16 protein-coding genes are annotated in these 14,207 nt (G+C 73.6%); 7 read left to right on the forward strand and 9 right to left on the reverse strand.

Features of this window, described 5'->3' with window-relative positions; genetic code table 11:
- Positions 1-48: 48 nt before the first annotated feature.
- Complete coding sequence (locus AC3ANM_RS06925; RefSeq protein WP_488287406.1) at positions 49-873, reverse strand: enoyl-CoA hydratase/isomerase family protein; 825 nt, start codon at positions 871-873, stop codon at positions 49-51.
- A gap of 135 nt (positions 874-1,008) precedes the next feature.
- Between AC3ANM_RS06925 and AC3ANM_RS06930 the strand changes: the two genes are divergently transcribed.
- The 3 genes from AC3ANM_RS06930 to AC3ANM_RS06940 all read left to right on the forward strand — a co-directional run bounded on the left by AC3ANM_RS06930 (position 1,009) and on the right by AC3ANM_RS06940 (position 3,737).
- Entirely contained in the window at positions 1,009-1,173 is a 165-nt protein-coding gene (locus AC3ANM_RS06930; RefSeq protein ID WP_141789218.1) for a DUF5679 domain-containing protein, read from the forward strand.
- 199 nt (positions 1,174-1,372) lie between these two features.
- Positions 1,373-2,380: a hypothetical protein gene (locus AC3ANM_RS06935; protein WP_488287407.1), complete on the forward strand. Its 1,008-nt coding sequence runs from the start codon at positions 1,373-1,375 to the stop codon at positions 2,378-2,380.
- 10 nt (positions 2,381-2,390) lie between these two features.
- Positions 2,391-3,737, forward strand: coding sequence for an ABC1 kinase family protein (locus tag AC3ANM_RS06940; RefSeq protein ID WP_488287408.1), 1,347 nt, complete (start codon positions 2,391-2,393; stop codon positions 3,735-3,737).
- A gap of 73 nt (positions 3,738-3,810) precedes the next feature.
- Here AC3ANM_RS06940 and AC3ANM_RS06945 read toward each other — a convergent pair whose 3' ends face one another.
- Entirely contained in the window at positions 3,811-3,993 is a 183-nt protein-coding gene (locus AC3ANM_RS06945; protein WP_488287409.1) for a hypothetical protein, read from the reverse strand.
- Between the two features lie 205 nt (positions 3,994-4,198).
- Here AC3ANM_RS06945 and AC3ANM_RS06950 point away from each other — a divergent pair, with 205 nt between their 5' ends.
- The 3 genes from AC3ANM_RS06950 to AC3ANM_RS06960 all read left to right on the forward strand — a co-directional run bounded on the left by AC3ANM_RS06950 (position 4,199) and on the right by AC3ANM_RS06960 (position 7,261).
- On the forward strand, positions 4,199-5,920 hold the full coding sequence (locus AC3ANM_RS06950) for a lamin tail domain-containing protein (RefSeq protein WP_488287410.1): 1,722 nt from the start codon (positions 4,199-4,201) through the stop codon (positions 5,918-5,920).
- Positions 5,917-6,576, forward strand: coding sequence for a hypothetical protein (locus AC3ANM_RS06955; RefSeq protein ID WP_488287411.1), 660 nt, complete (start codon positions 5,917-5,919; stop codon positions 6,574-6,576). Before AC3ANM_RS06950 ends, AC3ANM_RS06955 begins: the two co-directional genes overlap by 4 nt.
- Before the next feature lie 109 nt (positions 6,577-6,685).
- The gene (locus AC3ANM_RS06960) at positions 6,686-7,261 is read left to right on the forward strand and encodes a GNAT family N-acetyltransferase (RefSeq protein WP_488287412.1); all 576 of its coding nucleotides are present in this window, start codon (positions 6,686-6,688) and stop codon (positions 7,259-7,261) included.
- Here the strand turns inward: AC3ANM_RS06960 and AC3ANM_RS06965 are convergent.
- From AC3ANM_RS06965 to AC3ANM_RS06985, 5 genes are all read right to left on the reverse strand, one after another.
- The gene (locus AC3ANM_RS06965) at positions 7,225-8,772 is read right to left on the reverse strand and encodes an alkaline phosphatase family protein (RefSeq protein WP_488287413.1); all 1,548 of its coding nucleotides are present in this window, start codon (positions 8,770-8,772) and stop codon (positions 7,225-7,227) included. The two genes, AC3ANM_RS06960 and AC3ANM_RS06965, sit on opposite strands and share 37 nt — an antisense overlap.
- Before the next feature lie 136 nt (positions 8,773-8,908).
- The gene (locus AC3ANM_RS06970) at positions 8,909-9,160 is read right to left on the reverse strand and encodes a hypothetical protein (protein ID WP_488287414.1); all 252 of its coding nucleotides are present in this window, start codon (positions 9,158-9,160) and stop codon (positions 8,909-8,911) included.
- The gene (locus AC3ANM_RS06975) at positions 9,160-9,447 is read right to left on the reverse strand and encodes a WhiB family transcriptional regulator (protein ID WP_488287415.1); all 288 of its coding nucleotides are present in this window, start codon (positions 9,445-9,447) and stop codon (positions 9,160-9,162) included. Before AC3ANM_RS06975 ends, AC3ANM_RS06970 begins: the two co-directional genes overlap by 1 nt.
- Positions 9,448-9,661: 214 nt before the next feature.
- On the reverse strand, positions 9,662-9,925 hold the full coding sequence (locus AC3ANM_RS06980; protein WP_488287416.1) for a hypothetical protein: 264 nt from the start codon (positions 9,923-9,925) through the stop codon (positions 9,662-9,664).
- A 151-nt stretch (positions 9,926-10,076) separates the two neighbouring features.
- Positions 10,077-12,233 carry an ATP-dependent DNA helicase UvrD2 gene (locus tag AC3ANM_RS06985; RefSeq protein WP_488287417.1) on the reverse strand — a complete coding sequence of 719 codons (2,157 nt, stop codon included), beginning with the start codon at positions 12,231-12,233 and terminating at the stop codon, positions 10,077-10,079.
- A gap of 186 nt (positions 12,234-12,419) precedes the next feature.
- Here AC3ANM_RS06985 and AC3ANM_RS06990 point away from each other — a divergent pair, with 186 nt between their 5' ends.
- A complete protein-coding gene (locus tag AC3ANM_RS06990; protein ID WP_488287418.1) occupies positions 12,420-12,686 on the forward strand; it encodes a mycoredoxin in 267 nt (88 codons plus the stop codon).
- A gap of 72 nt (positions 12,687-12,758) precedes the next feature.
- On the opposite strand, the gene AC3ANM_RS06995 is transcribed toward AC3ANM_RS06990, so the two are convergent.
- Both AC3ANM_RS06995 and nudC read right to left on the reverse strand, forming a co-directional pair.
- Positions 12,759-13,187 carry a PPOX class F420-dependent oxidoreductase gene (locus AC3ANM_RS06995; protein ID WP_488287419.1) on the reverse strand — a complete coding sequence of 143 codons (429 nt, stop codon included), beginning with the start codon at positions 13,185-13,187 and terminating at the stop codon, positions 12,759-12,761.
- Between the two features lie 42 nt (positions 13,188-13,229).
- Positions 13,230-14,168, reverse strand: coding sequence for an NAD(+) diphosphatase (gene nudC, locus AC3ANM_RS07000; protein ID WP_488287420.1), 939 nt, complete (start codon positions 14,166-14,168; stop codon positions 13,230-13,232).
- Between the last annotated feature and the right edge of the window lie 39 nt (positions 14,169-14,207).

Genomic DNA, 14,207 nt, shown 5'->3' on the forward strand with positions numbered 1-14,207 from the left:
GGAACGCGCGCCAGGCCGCGGAACGCGCGCCAGGCCGCGGAACGCGCGTCAGCGGCCGTGGAACGTCGGCGGGCGCTTGGCCGCGGCGGCCGCGATCCCCTCGTGCAGGTCCTCGGTGGCCAGGGTGACCGCCTGGGCCAGCCCCTCCCACTGCAGGGCGTCCTCGTAGGAGGCGTGCCCGCCGTCACGCAGGGCCGTCACCGTCAGCCGGGTGGCCACCGGAGCCGCCGCGGCGACCCGCTCGGCGGCCTCGAGGGCACGCCCGAGCACCTCCTCGGCCGGCACGGCCAGGGAGGCCAGGCCCAGGCCGACCGCCTCGGCACCGGTGACGATCCGCCCGGTGAGCAGCAGGTCGCGGGCCACGGCGGCGCCGGCGACGTTGGGCAGGGACCAGGTGGTCGCCATACCGGGGTGCAGGCCCAGGGAGGTGAAGGGCACCCCCAGGCGCGCGGTCTCGGCGACGTAGCGGACGTCGCAGGCGAGCGCGAGCGCGAAGCCGGCCCCGATCGCGTGCCCGTTCACCGCGGCGATCACCGGCACCTCGAGGGTCTTGATCGACAGCCAGGAGCGGTAGAAGGTCAGCATCCGCCGGCGCAGGTCGGCCACCTGGGCGTCGGGCTCGGAGACGATCCACGACAGGTCACCGCCGGCGTTGAACGCCGACCCCTCCCCCGTGACGACGACGGCCGCGAGGTCCGGGTCCTCCCGCAGGGCCGCGATCAGGCGCACCCACGAGGCCGTCATGGCCTCGCTCATGGAGTTGCGCCGCTGCGGCAGGTCGAAGGTGATCACGGCGATGCGGCGTCCCGAGGCCTCCCGGCACTCGACCCGCAGGTCCTCGTAGGGGCTGTCCCACCAGCTCGGCTCGCTCATGGCCGAAGGGTAGTGAGGGGCCCTCCCGTGCGTGGAAACACCCCTCAATGCCGGACTCCGTGCTCAGGCTGGTCTAGTGTGGCCGCAGTCCGGCGCCGTACAGAGCGGCCAGGAACTTACAAGGAGACATCAGTAATGGCTGAGACCGGCGAGACCTACAAGGGCGAGTTCTACTGCGTCAAGTGCAAGGAGAAGCGCGAGGCGGAGGGCAACGTCGTCGAGACGAACGGCCGCCGCATGGCCAAGGGCAAGTGCCCCGTCTGTGGCACCAACCTCAACCGCATCCTCGGCAAGGCCTGAGCGCCCCAACCGGTAGCTTCGCCCGCGGGCGGGACCACGAGCACACGCTCGGTCCCGCCCGCCGGCACGTCCGGGCCCGGGTGCACGCCTGGGTAGGCGTACTCATTTCGGCCGTTTGCTTGTGGAAACATCCACTGCCTTCCGTTTGGAATCGGCACAGTCGGGGGACAGTCGACCGACCCGAGCCCGCGGAGGACCCGTGCCGCACCCGCGCCTGAAGCCCCACGCCCGCCCGCTGCGCCGCGGCGCGGGCACCGTCCAGCTCGGCCTCGCGAGCGGCGCCGTCCTCGACGGCCTCACCGAGCCCGAGGTGCGGCTGCTGGACCGCCTCGACGGCAGTCAGGACCGCGACGGCCTGTATGCCGTGGCCTCCGCCGAGGGCGTCGCTCCTCCGCGGGTGACCGCCCTGCTCGACGCCCTGCGGGCGTCGGACCTGCTCGTGGAGCACCCCAGCGACCGCGCCTGCCTCACGGCGTGGAGCCGGTCCCGCTGGGAGGAGCTCACCGCCGACGCCGAAGCCCTGGCCACGACGCGCCCGGCCAGCGGCGACGGCTGCGCCCTCCTGGCCGCCCGCCAGCGCCAGCACGTGCTCGTCGGCGGCGACGGCAGCCTGGCCGCCGAGCTGGCCCGGCTGCTGCGTCACGCCGGGGTGGGCCGGGTGGACACGGGCGCCGCGGCGCTGGACGCCGCAGAGCTCGACCTGCGCCAGGGCGCCCCGACCGGGGAGACGCCGGGACTCGTGGTGCTGCTGGCCTCGGGGGCCCTCGACCCCGGCACCGGCGCACCCTGGCTGCGCCACGGCATCCCGCATCTGCCCGTGGTCGCCCAGGGGACGCGCGTGCTCGTCGGCCCGCTGGTGCGCGCCGGGCACGGCGCCTGCCTGCACTGCCTCGACCTGCACCGCACCGACCGGGACCCGGCCTGGCCCCGGCTGCTCGCCCAGCTCTCGCCGGCCCGGCCCGTGGGCTGGTCGCGGCCGGTGGAGGCCGCCACCGCGCTGACCGCCACGGCGGCCGGACTCGTCGCGATGGTCGCCCACCACCACCTGGACGGCGCCCCGGCGCCGGAAGGGCTCTCCTTCGAGGTGTCCCTGCCGTGGCCGCAGCTGGTGCACCGGCACTGGCCGGTCCACCCCCGCTGCCCCTGCCGGGCGGCCCGGGAAGCCGCTTCGAGCGGGGCGGAGGCGGGCACCGATGTCGCCGGGTGACAATGGCCGGGTGAGCGAACTCCCCCGCAAGGCCGTGACGCGGACGGCGAAGCTGGCCACCCTGCCGCTCGGCTTCGCCGGACGCACGGCGATCGGCCTGGGCAAGCGGGTCGGTGGCCGGCCCGCGGAGCTGGTCGCCGCCGAGGTGCAGGCCCGCACCGCCGAGCAGCTGTTCAAGGTCCTGGGCGAGCTCAAGGGCGGGGCGATGAAGTTCGGCCAGGCGCTGTCGATCTTCGAGGCGGCCATGCCCGAGGAGCTGGCCGAGCCCTACCGCGCCACCCTGACCCGGCTGCAGGACGCCGCCCCGCCGATGCCGACCTCGGTCGTGCACGGCGTGCTCGCCAGGGAGATCGGTCCACGCTGGCGCAGCCGGTTCGAGTCCTTCGAGGACACCCCGGCCGCCGCCGCCTCGATCGGGCAGGTCCACCGCGGCGTGTGGAAGGACGGTCGCCCCGTCGCCGTCAAGGTGCAGTACCCCGGCGCCGGTCCCGCGCTGATCAGCGACCTCAACCAGGTCGCCCGCGTGGCCCGGGTGGCCGGCGGCTGGATCCCCGGCCTGGAGATCAAGCCGATCATGGACGAGCTCAAGCGCCGGGTCTCCGAGGAGCTCGACTACAGCCTCGAGGCGGCCTCGCAGGCGCAGTTCGCCGCGGCGTTCAAGGACGACCCCGACTACGCCATCCCCGCCGTGCTGTTCCACTCCGAGCACGTCATCGTCTCCGAGTGGATCGAGGGGGTCCCGCTCTCGCGGATCATCGCCGAGGGCACGCAGGAGCAGCGCGACGCCGCCGCCCAGCTCTACATGGAGTTCCTGCTCGCCGGGCCGCAGCGCTCCGGTCTGCTGCACGCCGACCCGCACCCCGGCAACTTCCGCCTGCTGCCCGACGGCCGGCTCGGCATCATCGACTTCGGGGCGGTCAACCGCCTGCCGGACGGCCTGCCACCGGAGATGGGCGAGCTGCTCTGCCACGCCCTCGACGGCGACGCCGAGGGCGTCCTGCGCGGCCTGCGCGAGGCCGGCTTCGTCAAGTCCGACATCGACATCGACGCCCAGGCGCTGCTGGACTACCTCGAGCCGTTCATCGCCCCGCTGGAGACCGACACGTTCACCTTCAGCCGGCCGTGGCTGCGCGGGCTGTTCCAGCACATCAACGACCCGCGCCGGCCGCAGTTCACCGTGGGGATGAAGCTCAACCTGCCCCCGTCCTACCTGCTCATCCACCGCGTGTGGATCGGCGGGATCGGGGTGCTCTGCCAGATCAACGGCGAGGTGGCCGGGCGGGCCACGGTCGACCGCTGGATGCCCGAGGCGCACCTGCCGCCCGTCGGCGACGCCCCCGACGACAGCGACGCCTGACACCCCCACCGCTGCGCCGGGCCGGGTGGCGCCGCGCGCCAGGGGGCGCGGACCGGGTCGCGGTGCCCGCCCCTCACCACCAGGCGGAGTCGAGCTTGCCCTCGATGCTGCGCAGGTGCTCGCGGCTGCACCGCTCGCACGTCCACACCACGCGCCCGTTCTCGGTGCCCCTCGCCCAGGTGAGCCGCGCTGCGGACTCCTCCTCCGGCATACGGCCGCAGGTGGCGCAGACCATCGACGTGTCGTCCTCGCTCATCCCCCCAGTCTCACCCCGGCCGCCCCCGGATGTCCGGCGCCACCCCGGGCGGGTGAACGCGCGGCGGCGGAGCCGGACCGGCGGATGACATCTGGAGGAAGTACCGGAAATTGACCGTCGCCGGGGTCCCGGCATACCGCTTCGTCCATCACGATGCGTGCGGCCACCGGGCCACCCTCCCTCCGCACCAAGGAGCCGCGCGACCATGAGTCGTCTCCGTCTGGGCCTGTCGCTGCTCGCGACCGCCCTCATCAGCACCTCGGTGGCGGCGCTCGCCCCCAGCGCCGAGGCCGCCGCCCCGTCCTGCTCGACCTCTGGCACGTGGCGCCAGGGCGAGCTCAACGTCTACTGGTTCGACGTCGAGCAGGGCGACAGCCAGCTCATCGTCGGCCCGACCGGCAAGACGATGCTGATCGACCTCGGCGAGACCGCGTGGAACTCCACCGGCACCAGCACCAACGCCACCAAGGTCGCGGCCCAGATCCGCAGCATCTGCGGGATCGCCTCCGGCCCGGTGCACCTGGACTACGTGATGGCCTCGCACCAGCACCTGGACCACATCGGCTACTCGGGCAACCCCAACGACACCCAGTCCTACGGCAACGGCATCTACCAGCTGCTGACGCCGACGACCTCCGGCGGCCTCGGCTTCGAGGTCGGCCAGGTGATCGACCACGACGGAGGGGTGTGGAGCGACGCCAACGGCGACGGCTCCTGCGAGGTCGGGACCTCGACCGCCCCGGCGAACGAGACGGCGTGGCACAACGTCGGCACCACCTCGACGACCGCCACGCGCTGGATCTGCTGGCTCTACGGCCCGGCAGGGCAGGCCGACCGCGCCAACATCGACGGCAAGGTGCTGCGGCTGACCAACCCCGGTCCGTGGCCGACGATCGACATGGGCGGCGGCGCGACCGGGACGATCCTCAACGCCAACGCCTACGGCACCAAGCAGGCCGACGGCACCACGCTGGTCAGCGGCGACCACCACGCGGACGCCACCCCGCCGAGCGAGAACGACTACTCCATCGCGGTGCGCTTCGCCTACGGGCCGTACAAGTACGCGACGGCCGGTGACAGCGACGGAGAGTACTCCACCAGCGCCAACGGCTACACCTACAACAACATCGAGGCCGGCCTCGCTCCCAAGATCGGCGACGTCGACACGGTCCGGGCCAACCACCACGGCTCGGCCCACTCCTCCTCGCTGCCCTACCTGCAGGCGCTCACCCCGCGGACGACCTTCATCTCCTGCGGCGCGAACTCCTACGGCCACCCCGGCAACGCGACGCTGAACAACTACCGCTCCGTCGGCGCCGACATCTACCTGGCCAACGACCCGTGCGACACCACGGACACCACGGGCGCGGCGATCGACTACAGCGGCACGCTCAACCACAACGGCACCGTGCACCTGGCGACCAGCAACACCGGGGCCGGCTACACCGTCGACTACGACGGGGGCACCCGGACCTACGTGACGGGCGACTCCGCCGGCGGCGGCACCACCGGCGACCCGACGAAGGTCAAGGTCAACGAGGTCCTGATGGCCCCCTCGACGGGCAACGAGTGGATCGAGCTTTACAACCCGACCACCGCCAGCGTGGACGTCAGCGGCTACTACGTCGACGACGCCGCCGGCGGGGGCGGCTCGCCCAAGGCCATCCCGACCGGCACGGTGATCGCAGCCGGCGGCCGCTACGTCATGGACGTGGGCAGCAGCTACCTCAACAACACCGGCGCCGAGTCGGCCCGCTTCCTGTCGATCTCGGCCGGGACCGAGACCGTCTACGACACCTACAGCTGGAGCCTGGGCTCGACGCAGTACGACAAGGTGTTCCACCGCAGCGGTGACGGCGGCGCCTGGTGCAACACCATCTCCGCCAACGTCACCAAGGGCACGCCGAACCCGACCACGTGCCCGTGAGGACATCGCACCACCTGAGGTATGCCGTGCCGGTCACCTCACGCGACCCCCGCCGCGCCACCGGCGCGGCGGGGGTCGCGGGCGCGGTCCTGGCCGTCGCGACCCCGGTCGCCCTGGCCCTGCTGCTGGGCGGCTGCGGGACGGCCGCCCAGGCCTCCGCGCCGGGGCCCAAGGCGCCGGCCGGGGACGGCCGGCTGGTCCTCGTCAGCGGGCGGGACGACCACGGCGAGGTCGCGCAGACGTCGGTGGCCCTGAGACGGGAGGTCGAGGGCGTGGAGACCGTGGCCTCCGTGCCCGACGGCACCCTGGCCCGGGTCGTGGCCACCGACGGGCAGTGGCAGGAGGTGGAGTCCCTCGACGGCCCCACCGTCCGCGGCTGGGTGGACGACTTCCACCTGCGCGGCGTCGTGCACCTGCTGGGGCCGGCGCCGTCCTGCGCGCCGGTGCTGGGCGGCCGGCGGCTGGCGCCGGGCACCCAGGCCACGGTGCTCGCGGTGCGCCCCGACGGTCACGTGCGGGTGCGCACCCTGGGGAGCGCACCCCTGATCGGGTGGCTGCCGCGGGCCGGCGTCCGCGAGCTGCCGCCGGTCGGCCCCCACTGCGGCGACGGGACCGACCCACGCACCGACGGCCACGCGGCGGGCCACCACCACTGACCCATCCATCACCTCGCCCAGGGGGACGTTCCCCGGGGTGCGCGACCCGCGCATACCCCCGGGGACGTCCCTCCCGGCACACGGGGCCCCGGCTCGGTACCGTGCCGGGATGGCCACGGTGACCGCCCAGCGCACCCCGCGCCTGCTGCTGCGCGGCTGGCGCGAGGATGACCGCGAGCCGTTCGCCGCGCTCAACGCCGACCCGCAGGTCATGGAGTACCTCCCGGCGACCCTGACGCGCACCGAGTCCGACGCCTTCGTCGACCGGATGCAGGCCGGGCTCGAGGCCGAGGACCACGGCCTGTGGGCGATGGAGGTCAGGGCCACGGGCGAGTTCATCGGCTACACGGGGCTGGCCAACCCCTCGTTCCAGGCCTCCTTCACCCCGTGCACCGAGGTCGGCTGGCGGCTCGCCCGCAGCGCGTGGGGCCACGGCTACGCCACCGAGGCGGCCCGCACCGCCCTGCGGGTCGGGTTCGGCACCCTCGCGCTGACCGAGGTGGTCTCCTTCACCGCCGTCGGCAACGCCCGCTCCCGCGCCGTGATGGCCCGGCTGGGCATGAGCCACGACCCGGCCGAGGACTTCGACCACCCGTCGCTGCCGGCCGGGCACCCGCTGCGCCGGCACGTGCTCTACCGGCTCACGCGTCAGGAGTGGTCCGGGCCCTCCTCGCCCATCAGGTAGACGAAGCCGGGACCCTCGTCGCGGTAGGGGAAGCCGAGGTCGTCCAGCGCCTGCCGCCACGACCCCGTCACCGCGGGGTCGGCCCCCTCGAAGCCGTGGTCGGCGGTCAGCACGAAGGTCACCTCCTCGGTGAGGCCCAGGTCGTCGAGGTGTGCCAGGAACGCGCGCAGCCGGGCGTCGGCGTCGCGCAGGGAGGCCCGGGCGATGTCCGAGCGCGGCCCGCCGGCGTGGTGCCCGGCGTCGGTGACCACGTTGGACCACCACGTCAGCGTCGGGGCCACCTCACGGCTGGCGAACAGCTGCACCATCTGCTGCAGGCCCACGTCGTCGACCTGCGTGGCCCAGGAGTAGTAGCCGTCGTCGAGGTGCGCCCGGTCGTGCACGTGGCCGGAGCCGTGCGGGTCGGGCAGCAGCTCGCCCAGCCCGGCCGCGCCGTTGCCGCTGCCGCTGGCCCGGATCACCGCCATGGTCGAGTAGTCGGCGCCCCGCTCGATCGGCTCGTCGACGCACGCGGTGCGCGGGGTCTCCCGCGGGGGCAGCACGTCGGCGACCATCTCGAAGACCGTGCGCACCGCCGGGCGCAGCCACTCGGCGCTGCGGTGCCAGGTGGAGGCGTCGTTGGGCACGACGCGCTCCCCCGTCTCCCGGTCGTAGAACACGTTGCCCAGCACGCCGTGCCGCCCCGGGCCGAGGCCGGTGAGGATCGAGGTGTGGTTGGTGAGGGTGATGCTCGGGAACTGCGCCACGGCCCCGCCGCGCAGCGCCAGGCCACGCTCGATGAGCCGTGCGACGCCGGGCAGCTCGCCGGCCTCGGCCATCGCCAGCAGCTCGCCGCAGTGGCCCCCGTCCCAGAGCATGCCGACCACCAGCGGCTGCTCCGTCCGCGCTGCGCGCGGCTGGAGGTATGCCGTGAGCACGCCCCCGTCGAGCGGCTCGCCGTGTGCGTCGTGCAGCCGGTCCTGCGGGACGCCCGCGAGGGCGGCGAGCGTGGGCCCGACGTCGACCAGCCGCGCGTGCTCGTGGACGTAGCCGAGGCGGTGCACGCCGGCACCGGACAGCACCAGCGGCGCCCGGGACTGGATGACGTCCAGCGAGCCGTGCTCGCCGGCGTGGCCGCCCTCGTCGAGGAACCAGTGCCGCGGCGTGTGCACGATCGCGAGGTCGGGGCTGCGGGTGGGGTCGGCGAAGAGCGACAGGATGCGCGCCGCGGCATACGGGTAGGCGTTGTCCGTGGACACCGTCGGCGAGGGGTTCGCGCACTCCCGCTCGTAGGGCAGGAAGGCCATCGGGTCCTCGTCCGGCACCGGGTCGACCCCCTCGAGCACCTCGTGGCGGCCGTCGGGGTGCAGGCGGACCCGGCCGAGGTGGTTGGCCGCCACGGCGACGCGCCCGTCCGGGCCCTCCTCGACCCACACCACGAGGTCCACGGCCGGCGCGAGGTCCGCCTGGGTCAGGGCCTTGACGGCCGCCTCACGGCGGGACTGCAGCTCGGAGTGGGTCAGCGCGCTCACAGCCCCCGACTCTAGGCGGGGCACGGCGCGGTCCGCCCCCGGACACGACGAAGGCGGGGACCTCCGGACCTCATGGGCCTGGGGGTCCCCGCCTCCGGTCGAGCCGTCACCCGTGGGCGGTCACGTGGACCGCGTCTCAGCGGGCGAGGCTCTGACGGCGCGAAGCACGAGCCTGCTGGGCGATCCGGAGGGCGCCCCTCCGGATGCCGCGGCTGCGCTCCGCGTGCAGGCGCTGCTCGATATGAGCTCGCGCGAGGTCTTCCTGCATGACCTGGAACATGGTGAATCTCCTTGCGAACAAAAGCATCTCAGGACTGTTGATCCAGCCGATCGGCTCGGTCGTGGACCGGGCCTCGGCGGACGAAGACGACCAGATGGCGTCGGACATCAGGCGGCGACAGGGTGCTTGCGCGGGCGGCCGCGGGGCCGCTTGCGGGCGACGACAACCCCCTGGACGAAGAGCTCGCCACCCCAGACACCCCACGGCTCCTGGCGCTCGAGGGCGCCGGCAAGGCACTGGGTGCGTGCGGGGCACGTCCCGCACAGGGACTTCGCGAACTCGACGTCAGCCGGGCTCTCGGCGAACCACAGCTCGGCGTCGTTCTCCCGACACGGGATGCCGGCACCGGCGTCGCTTGCCTGCTCGTTGTGGTCAATCAGCGCGGTGAGCTGCATCGGGTGTCACCTCCTTTGTCGTCTCCACCGGTCAGGTGGCGTGTTCTCGTGTGTGTCATCTGGTGATCCGGGACCCACCTGGTGGGCGGGGCCTGGATCGCTGTTCTGTTCTTCACTGCGGGCGGTCTTCCTGCTGGTGGCGGCCGCCGGATAACACAAAGGCCGCGGATCCCGATGTCGGGTTCCGCGGCCTGGAGGTGACCTGGTCTAGAAGCTAGACCGGTGGTCTCCCGGAGCGGAGGTAAACGACATCCTTGGAAACGAGCTTGTGCATCGGCGCGTAGAAAGCCGGACGGGTCTGCGGGGCGACGGCGGTGAAGCCACCGGCGATGCCCGTGCCGATACCGGACGCGGACACAGCGGTCCCCTGGCGCACATCGACGGCACCCGCGGTGACGATGAGGGTGCGGGCAACCTGCGGGCATGCGACACGGACGCGGTTGATGCGCGTCGCGTTCGTCATCGTGGTGATCTCCATCAGGCCAACCCTCCTCATCTGCTGCTCTGTGGACCCCAGCCGGAAACCGATTCCGCTGGGCTGGATGTAGTGATCAGGCTAGGGCAGCCTTTGCAGGCCCTGCAATCGAATTTGCGGAAATATTTCACCCGGATCGGCGGGCCGCCGGAACCTATTCGGATTCGCTTGCGGCAGAGTCGTTTTCGGCGGTCTCGACTGGGTCGGCGCCACCCAGGACGGCCAGGACGGCAGCGCCGTAGCGGTCGAGCTTGCGCGCCCCGACGCCCCCGATCGTGGCCAGCTCGGCCGGGGTGGACGGCCGGCGCTCGGCGATCGCGGTCAGCGTGGCGTCCGTGAACACGACGTAGGCGGGCACCTTGGACGCCGTGGCCACCGCGATCCGCCAGGCTCGCAACGCCTCGAACGTCTGCTCGTCGTAGGTGGGCGGGCAGTCGGCGCAGCGGCCCACCTTGCGCTCGGCCGCCGTCGTGAGGTCGGCGCCGCAGCCACGGCACTTGGCCGGCACCTTCATCGCCATCTGCTTGCCCTTGCCGGCCGGCCGGGAGCTCTTCGCCGCCGAGCGGGCGCCCTCCCCCAGCACGCTCGCGGCGCCGTCGAGGAAACGCGAGGGACGCCGGGTGGCGCGGCCCCCGGCGTTGCGGGCCCCGGCCCAGGACAGCCGCAGCTCACGGCGGGCGCGCGTCAGACCGACATACATCAGGCGACGCTCCTCCTCCACGGCGTCCGGGCCGTCGGCCATGGTGATGGGGATGTAGCCGTCGCTGCAGCCGGCGAGGAAGACGACGTCCCACTCCAGGCCCTTGGCGGCGTGCAGCGAGGCGAGCGTGACCCCCTGCACGGTCGGGGCGTGCTGGGCGGCCGAGCGCTCGTCGAGCTCACGGACCAGGTCGGGCAGGCGCGCCTCCGGCGCGGTGGCCACCAGGTCGTCGGCGAGCGCCGCCAGGGCCTGCAGCGACTCCCATCGCTCGCGCGTCGCGCCGCCGCTGCTGGGCGGGCGCTCGCTCCACCCGGCCCCCGTCAGCACGTCGCGGACCACTTCCGGCAGCGGCTTGCTGGCATCGTCGGAGCGGGCGGCGCCGCGCAGCAGCAGCACCGCGTCACGTACCTCGCGGCGGGAGAAGAAGCGGTCACCGCCGCGCACGAGGTAGGGGATGTCGGCATCGGCGAGCGCCGACTCGAAGGCCTCGGACTGGGCGTTGGTGCGGAACAGCACCGCGACCTCGCTGGGCGGGGTGCCCTTGGCGATGCAGGCCTTGATCGCCGCGGCGACGCCGGCGGCCTCGGCGGGCTCGTCGGGGTAGGGCGTGAGCACCGGGGTGGGGCCCGGCTCACCCTGGGCCTGGAGCTGGACCATGCCGGTGCCGTTGCGCCCCCCGGCCCCGCGCACGACAAGGTTGGCCAGGCCGATGACCTGCGGGGTCGAGCGGTAGTTGCGCACGAGGCGCACGACCTGCGCGCTCGGGTGGCGGCGCGGGAACTCCAGCAGGTGCTGGGGCGTGGCGCCGGTGAAGGAGTAGATCGTCTGGGCCGGGTCACCGACCACGCAGACGTCGTCGCGCTCACCCACCCACAGGTCGAGCAGGCGCTGCTGGACGGCGTTGACGTCCTGGTACTCGTCGACGACGAAGTGGCGGTACTGGCTGCGCACCGCCCGGGCGATGTCCTCGCGCTCGGCGAGCATGCCCACGGTGATCAGCAGGACGTCCTCGAAGTCGATGACCCCACGCTCGGCCTTGACCTCCTCGTAGGTCTGCAGCACGCGGGCCATGGCCGTGGCGTCGAGCCCGGCCGGGTCGCGGCCCTCGCGGCGGGCGGCCGCCGCGTAGGTCTCCGGGGTGAGCATGCTGACCTTGGCCCACTCCACCTCCGCCGCGAGGTCGCGCACGCCCACCCGGTCGAGCTGCAGCCGCAGCCGGGCCCCGGCCTCGGCGACCACCGACGCCTTGTGCGGCAGCACCTCCGGGGCGGCCCCGCCGATGGCCTGCGGCCAGAAGTAGTGCAGCTGGCGCAGGGCGGCCGCGTGGAACGTGCGGGCCTGCACCCCGCCGACGCCGAGCTCGCGCAGCCGGGTGCGCATCTCGCCTGCCGCGCGCGCGGTGAACGTCACGGCCAGCACCCGTTGCGGCTGGTAGGCGCCGCTGTGCACGCCGTAGGCGATGCGGTGCGTGATGGCCCGCGTCTTGCCCGTGCCGGCACCGGCGAGCACGCACATCGGCCCGCTCGGGGACGCGGCGACCTCCCGCTGCTCGGGGTCGAGTGCGTCGAGGATGCTGTCGGCGGTCGGGGTGCCAAGGGCCTGGGTGCTCATCGCTGCCGATCCTCCCAGACCCCGCCGACGGCCCGGGTGGCCACGGGCGTTTCCGCGGCAGCCGACGCCGCCCCCGCCGTGCGTGTGACGCATCCGACGGGCAGGATGCGGAAGGAATCCCGTCCGCTCGCCGTTGAGGCGAGCGGACGGCATTCCGCCCCTGACCGAACGCGAAGGAGATCTCGCATGGCTGCGGCCACTCCCGCCCCGCCCGCGGAGGGCACCATCACGATGTTCAGCACGACGTGGTGCGGCTACTGCACCCGCCTGAAGACCCAGCTGGACCGTGAGGGCATCGGCTACACCGAGGTCAACATCGAGCACGACCCGGCCAGCGCGGACTACGTCATGGCCGTCAACGGTGGCAACCAGACCGTGCCGACGGTGGTCTTCCCCGACGGCAGCGCCGCCACCAACCCCTCGCTCGCGGAGGTCAAGGCCCGCCTCTCCTGAGGCGCCCGACCGCTCTGCCGACGGCCCGTCCTCCCCTTGAGGGAGGGCGGGCCGTCGCGTGTCCGGGCCCGCTCAGCGCGGGGGTATGCCGTAGGCCCGGTCCACGTGCAGCCTCGCCACGAGCCGGTGGTCGGCGATCATCGCCCGGCGGTAGTCATCCCAGTCCGGGTGCTCCCCGGCGATGAGGCGGTAGACCTCGATGAGCTCGGCCATGGCCTCGTCGTCCGGTGCGGTGGTGACCGCCGAGAAGGTCACCGTCCCCTCCAGCACGGTGTAGGACCACCCATCGGGGCTGGACACCATCAGCGAGGCGCGCGGGTCCCGGCGCAGGTTGGCGACCTTGGCCCGGCCGTCGACCACGGAGACGCGGACCAGCTCGCGGTCCGGGTCGAAGTGGTAGTTGATGTTGGACAGCTGCGGCCGTCCGTCGCGCTTGATCGTCGCGAGGACGCCGAGCTTGCGCTCGCGCACGACGGCCGTCAGGCGGGGGTCAAGGCTCATGCGGTGCCTCCTCGGCGGAAGGTGGGTGTCGGCCCGGGCTGGTCAGCCGCGGGCGGGGCGCCAGTCGCGGCCGGCGGGCAGCGGGCGGCCGAACCAGCGCTCCATCAGCCGGTAGGAGATGGACATGCGCGAGGAGATGACGACCCGGCCGTCGGCGACCCGCTCGGCCAGGTCCTCCCGGGTCGCCCAGAACGCCTCGGCGATCTCGTCGTGGTCCAGGACGATCTTCGCCCCGGTGGCCCGAGCGGTGAAGCCGACCATCAGCGACGTCGGGAACGGCCACGGCTGGTTGCCGAGGTAGGTCACGTCCTCGACCTCGAGCCCGACCTCCTCACGCACCTCCCGCGCCACCGCGGCCTCGAGCGGCTCCCCCGGCTCGAGGAACCCGGCCAGCACGGAGTAGCGCCCCTCCGGCCAGTCCCGTCCGCGGGCCAGCAGCAGACGGTCGTCGGCGTCGGTGACGGACATGATCACGGCGACGTCCGTGCGCGGGTAGTGCTCGCTGCCGTCGTGCCCGCAGCGCCGGATCCAGCCCGCCTGCTCCGGGGTCGTCGGGTGGCCGCAGCGGGGGCAGTGGGTGTGGGTGGCGTGCCAGTTGGCCAGCGCCAGCGCGGTGGTGACCAGCCCGGCGGCGCGGTCGTCGAGCAGGGTCGCCAGCTCGCGCAGCCCCCGCCAGTCGCGCGGCTCGCCCTCGTCGGCGGCGTCGCCGACCACGGCCAGGTGGGCCGGACCGCCCTCGTCCTGGCCGAGGAACACGACCAGCCGGTGGATGTCGTCATCCCGGGGTGCGCGCAGGCACAGCTGGGCGGCGCCGTCGGCCAGGGCGGCCTGCACCTGGCCGGCCACGACCTCCAGCACGCGCGTCGCCGGGTCGGCCAGCAGCGCCTCGACCAGCCCCGGCTCCCGGCGGCGGTCGGCGGCCCGGTCCAGCGAGCCCTGGGCGAGCGCGAGGTCGCGAAGAGTTTCCGGCGCACGGGTCACGCCTGCCACCCTATGGCGACCACCCGTCATACGGTGGGC

Source organism: Oryzihumus sp. JJN4-3R, from assembly GCF_057747915.1.

Coding starts and splice junctions, on each gene's coding strand:
- AC3ANM_RS06980 (WP_488287416.1), bottom strand. CDS start 9,925: ATGGAGATCACCACGATGACGAACGCGACGCGCATCAACCGCGTCCGT.
- AC3ANM_RS06985 (WP_488287417.1), bottom strand. CDS start 12,233: ATGAGCACCCAGGCCCTTGGCACCCCGACCGCCGACAGCATCCTCGAC.
- AC3ANM_RS06960 (WP_488287412.1), top strand. CDS start 6,686: ATGGCCACGGTGACCGCCCAGCGCACCCCGCGCCTGCTGCTGCGCGGC.
- AC3ANM_RS06970 (WP_488287414.1), bottom strand. CDS start 9,160: ATGTCCGACGCCATCTGGTCGTCTTCGTCCGCCGAGGCCCGGTCCACG.
- AC3ANM_RS06930 (WP_141789218.1), top strand. CDS start 1,009: ATGGCTGAGACCGGCGAGACCTACAAGGGCGAGTTCTACTGCGTCAAG.
- AC3ANM_RS06975 (WP_488287415.1), bottom strand. CDS start 9,447: ATGCAGCTCACCGCGCTGATTGACCACAACGAGCAGGCAAGCGACGCC.
- AC3ANM_RS06945 (WP_488287409.1), bottom strand. CDS start 3,993: ATGAGCGAGGACGACACGTCGATGGTCTGCGCCACCTGCGGCCGTATG.
- AC3ANM_RS06995 (WP_488287419.1), bottom strand. CDS start 13,187: ATGAGCCTTGACCCCCGCCTGACGGCCGTCGTGCGCGAGCGCAAGCTC.
- AC3ANM_RS06925 (WP_488287406.1), bottom strand. CDS start 873: ATGAGCGAGCCGAGCTGGTGGGACAGCCCCTACGAGGACCTGCGGGTC.
- AC3ANM_RS06990 (WP_488287418.1), top strand. CDS start 12,420: ATGGCTGCGGCCACTCCCGCCCCGCCCGCGGAGGGCACCATCACGATG.
- AC3ANM_RS06950 (WP_488287410.1), top strand. CDS start 4,199: ATGAGTCGTCTCCGTCTGGGCCTGTCGCTGCTCGCGACCGCCCTCATC.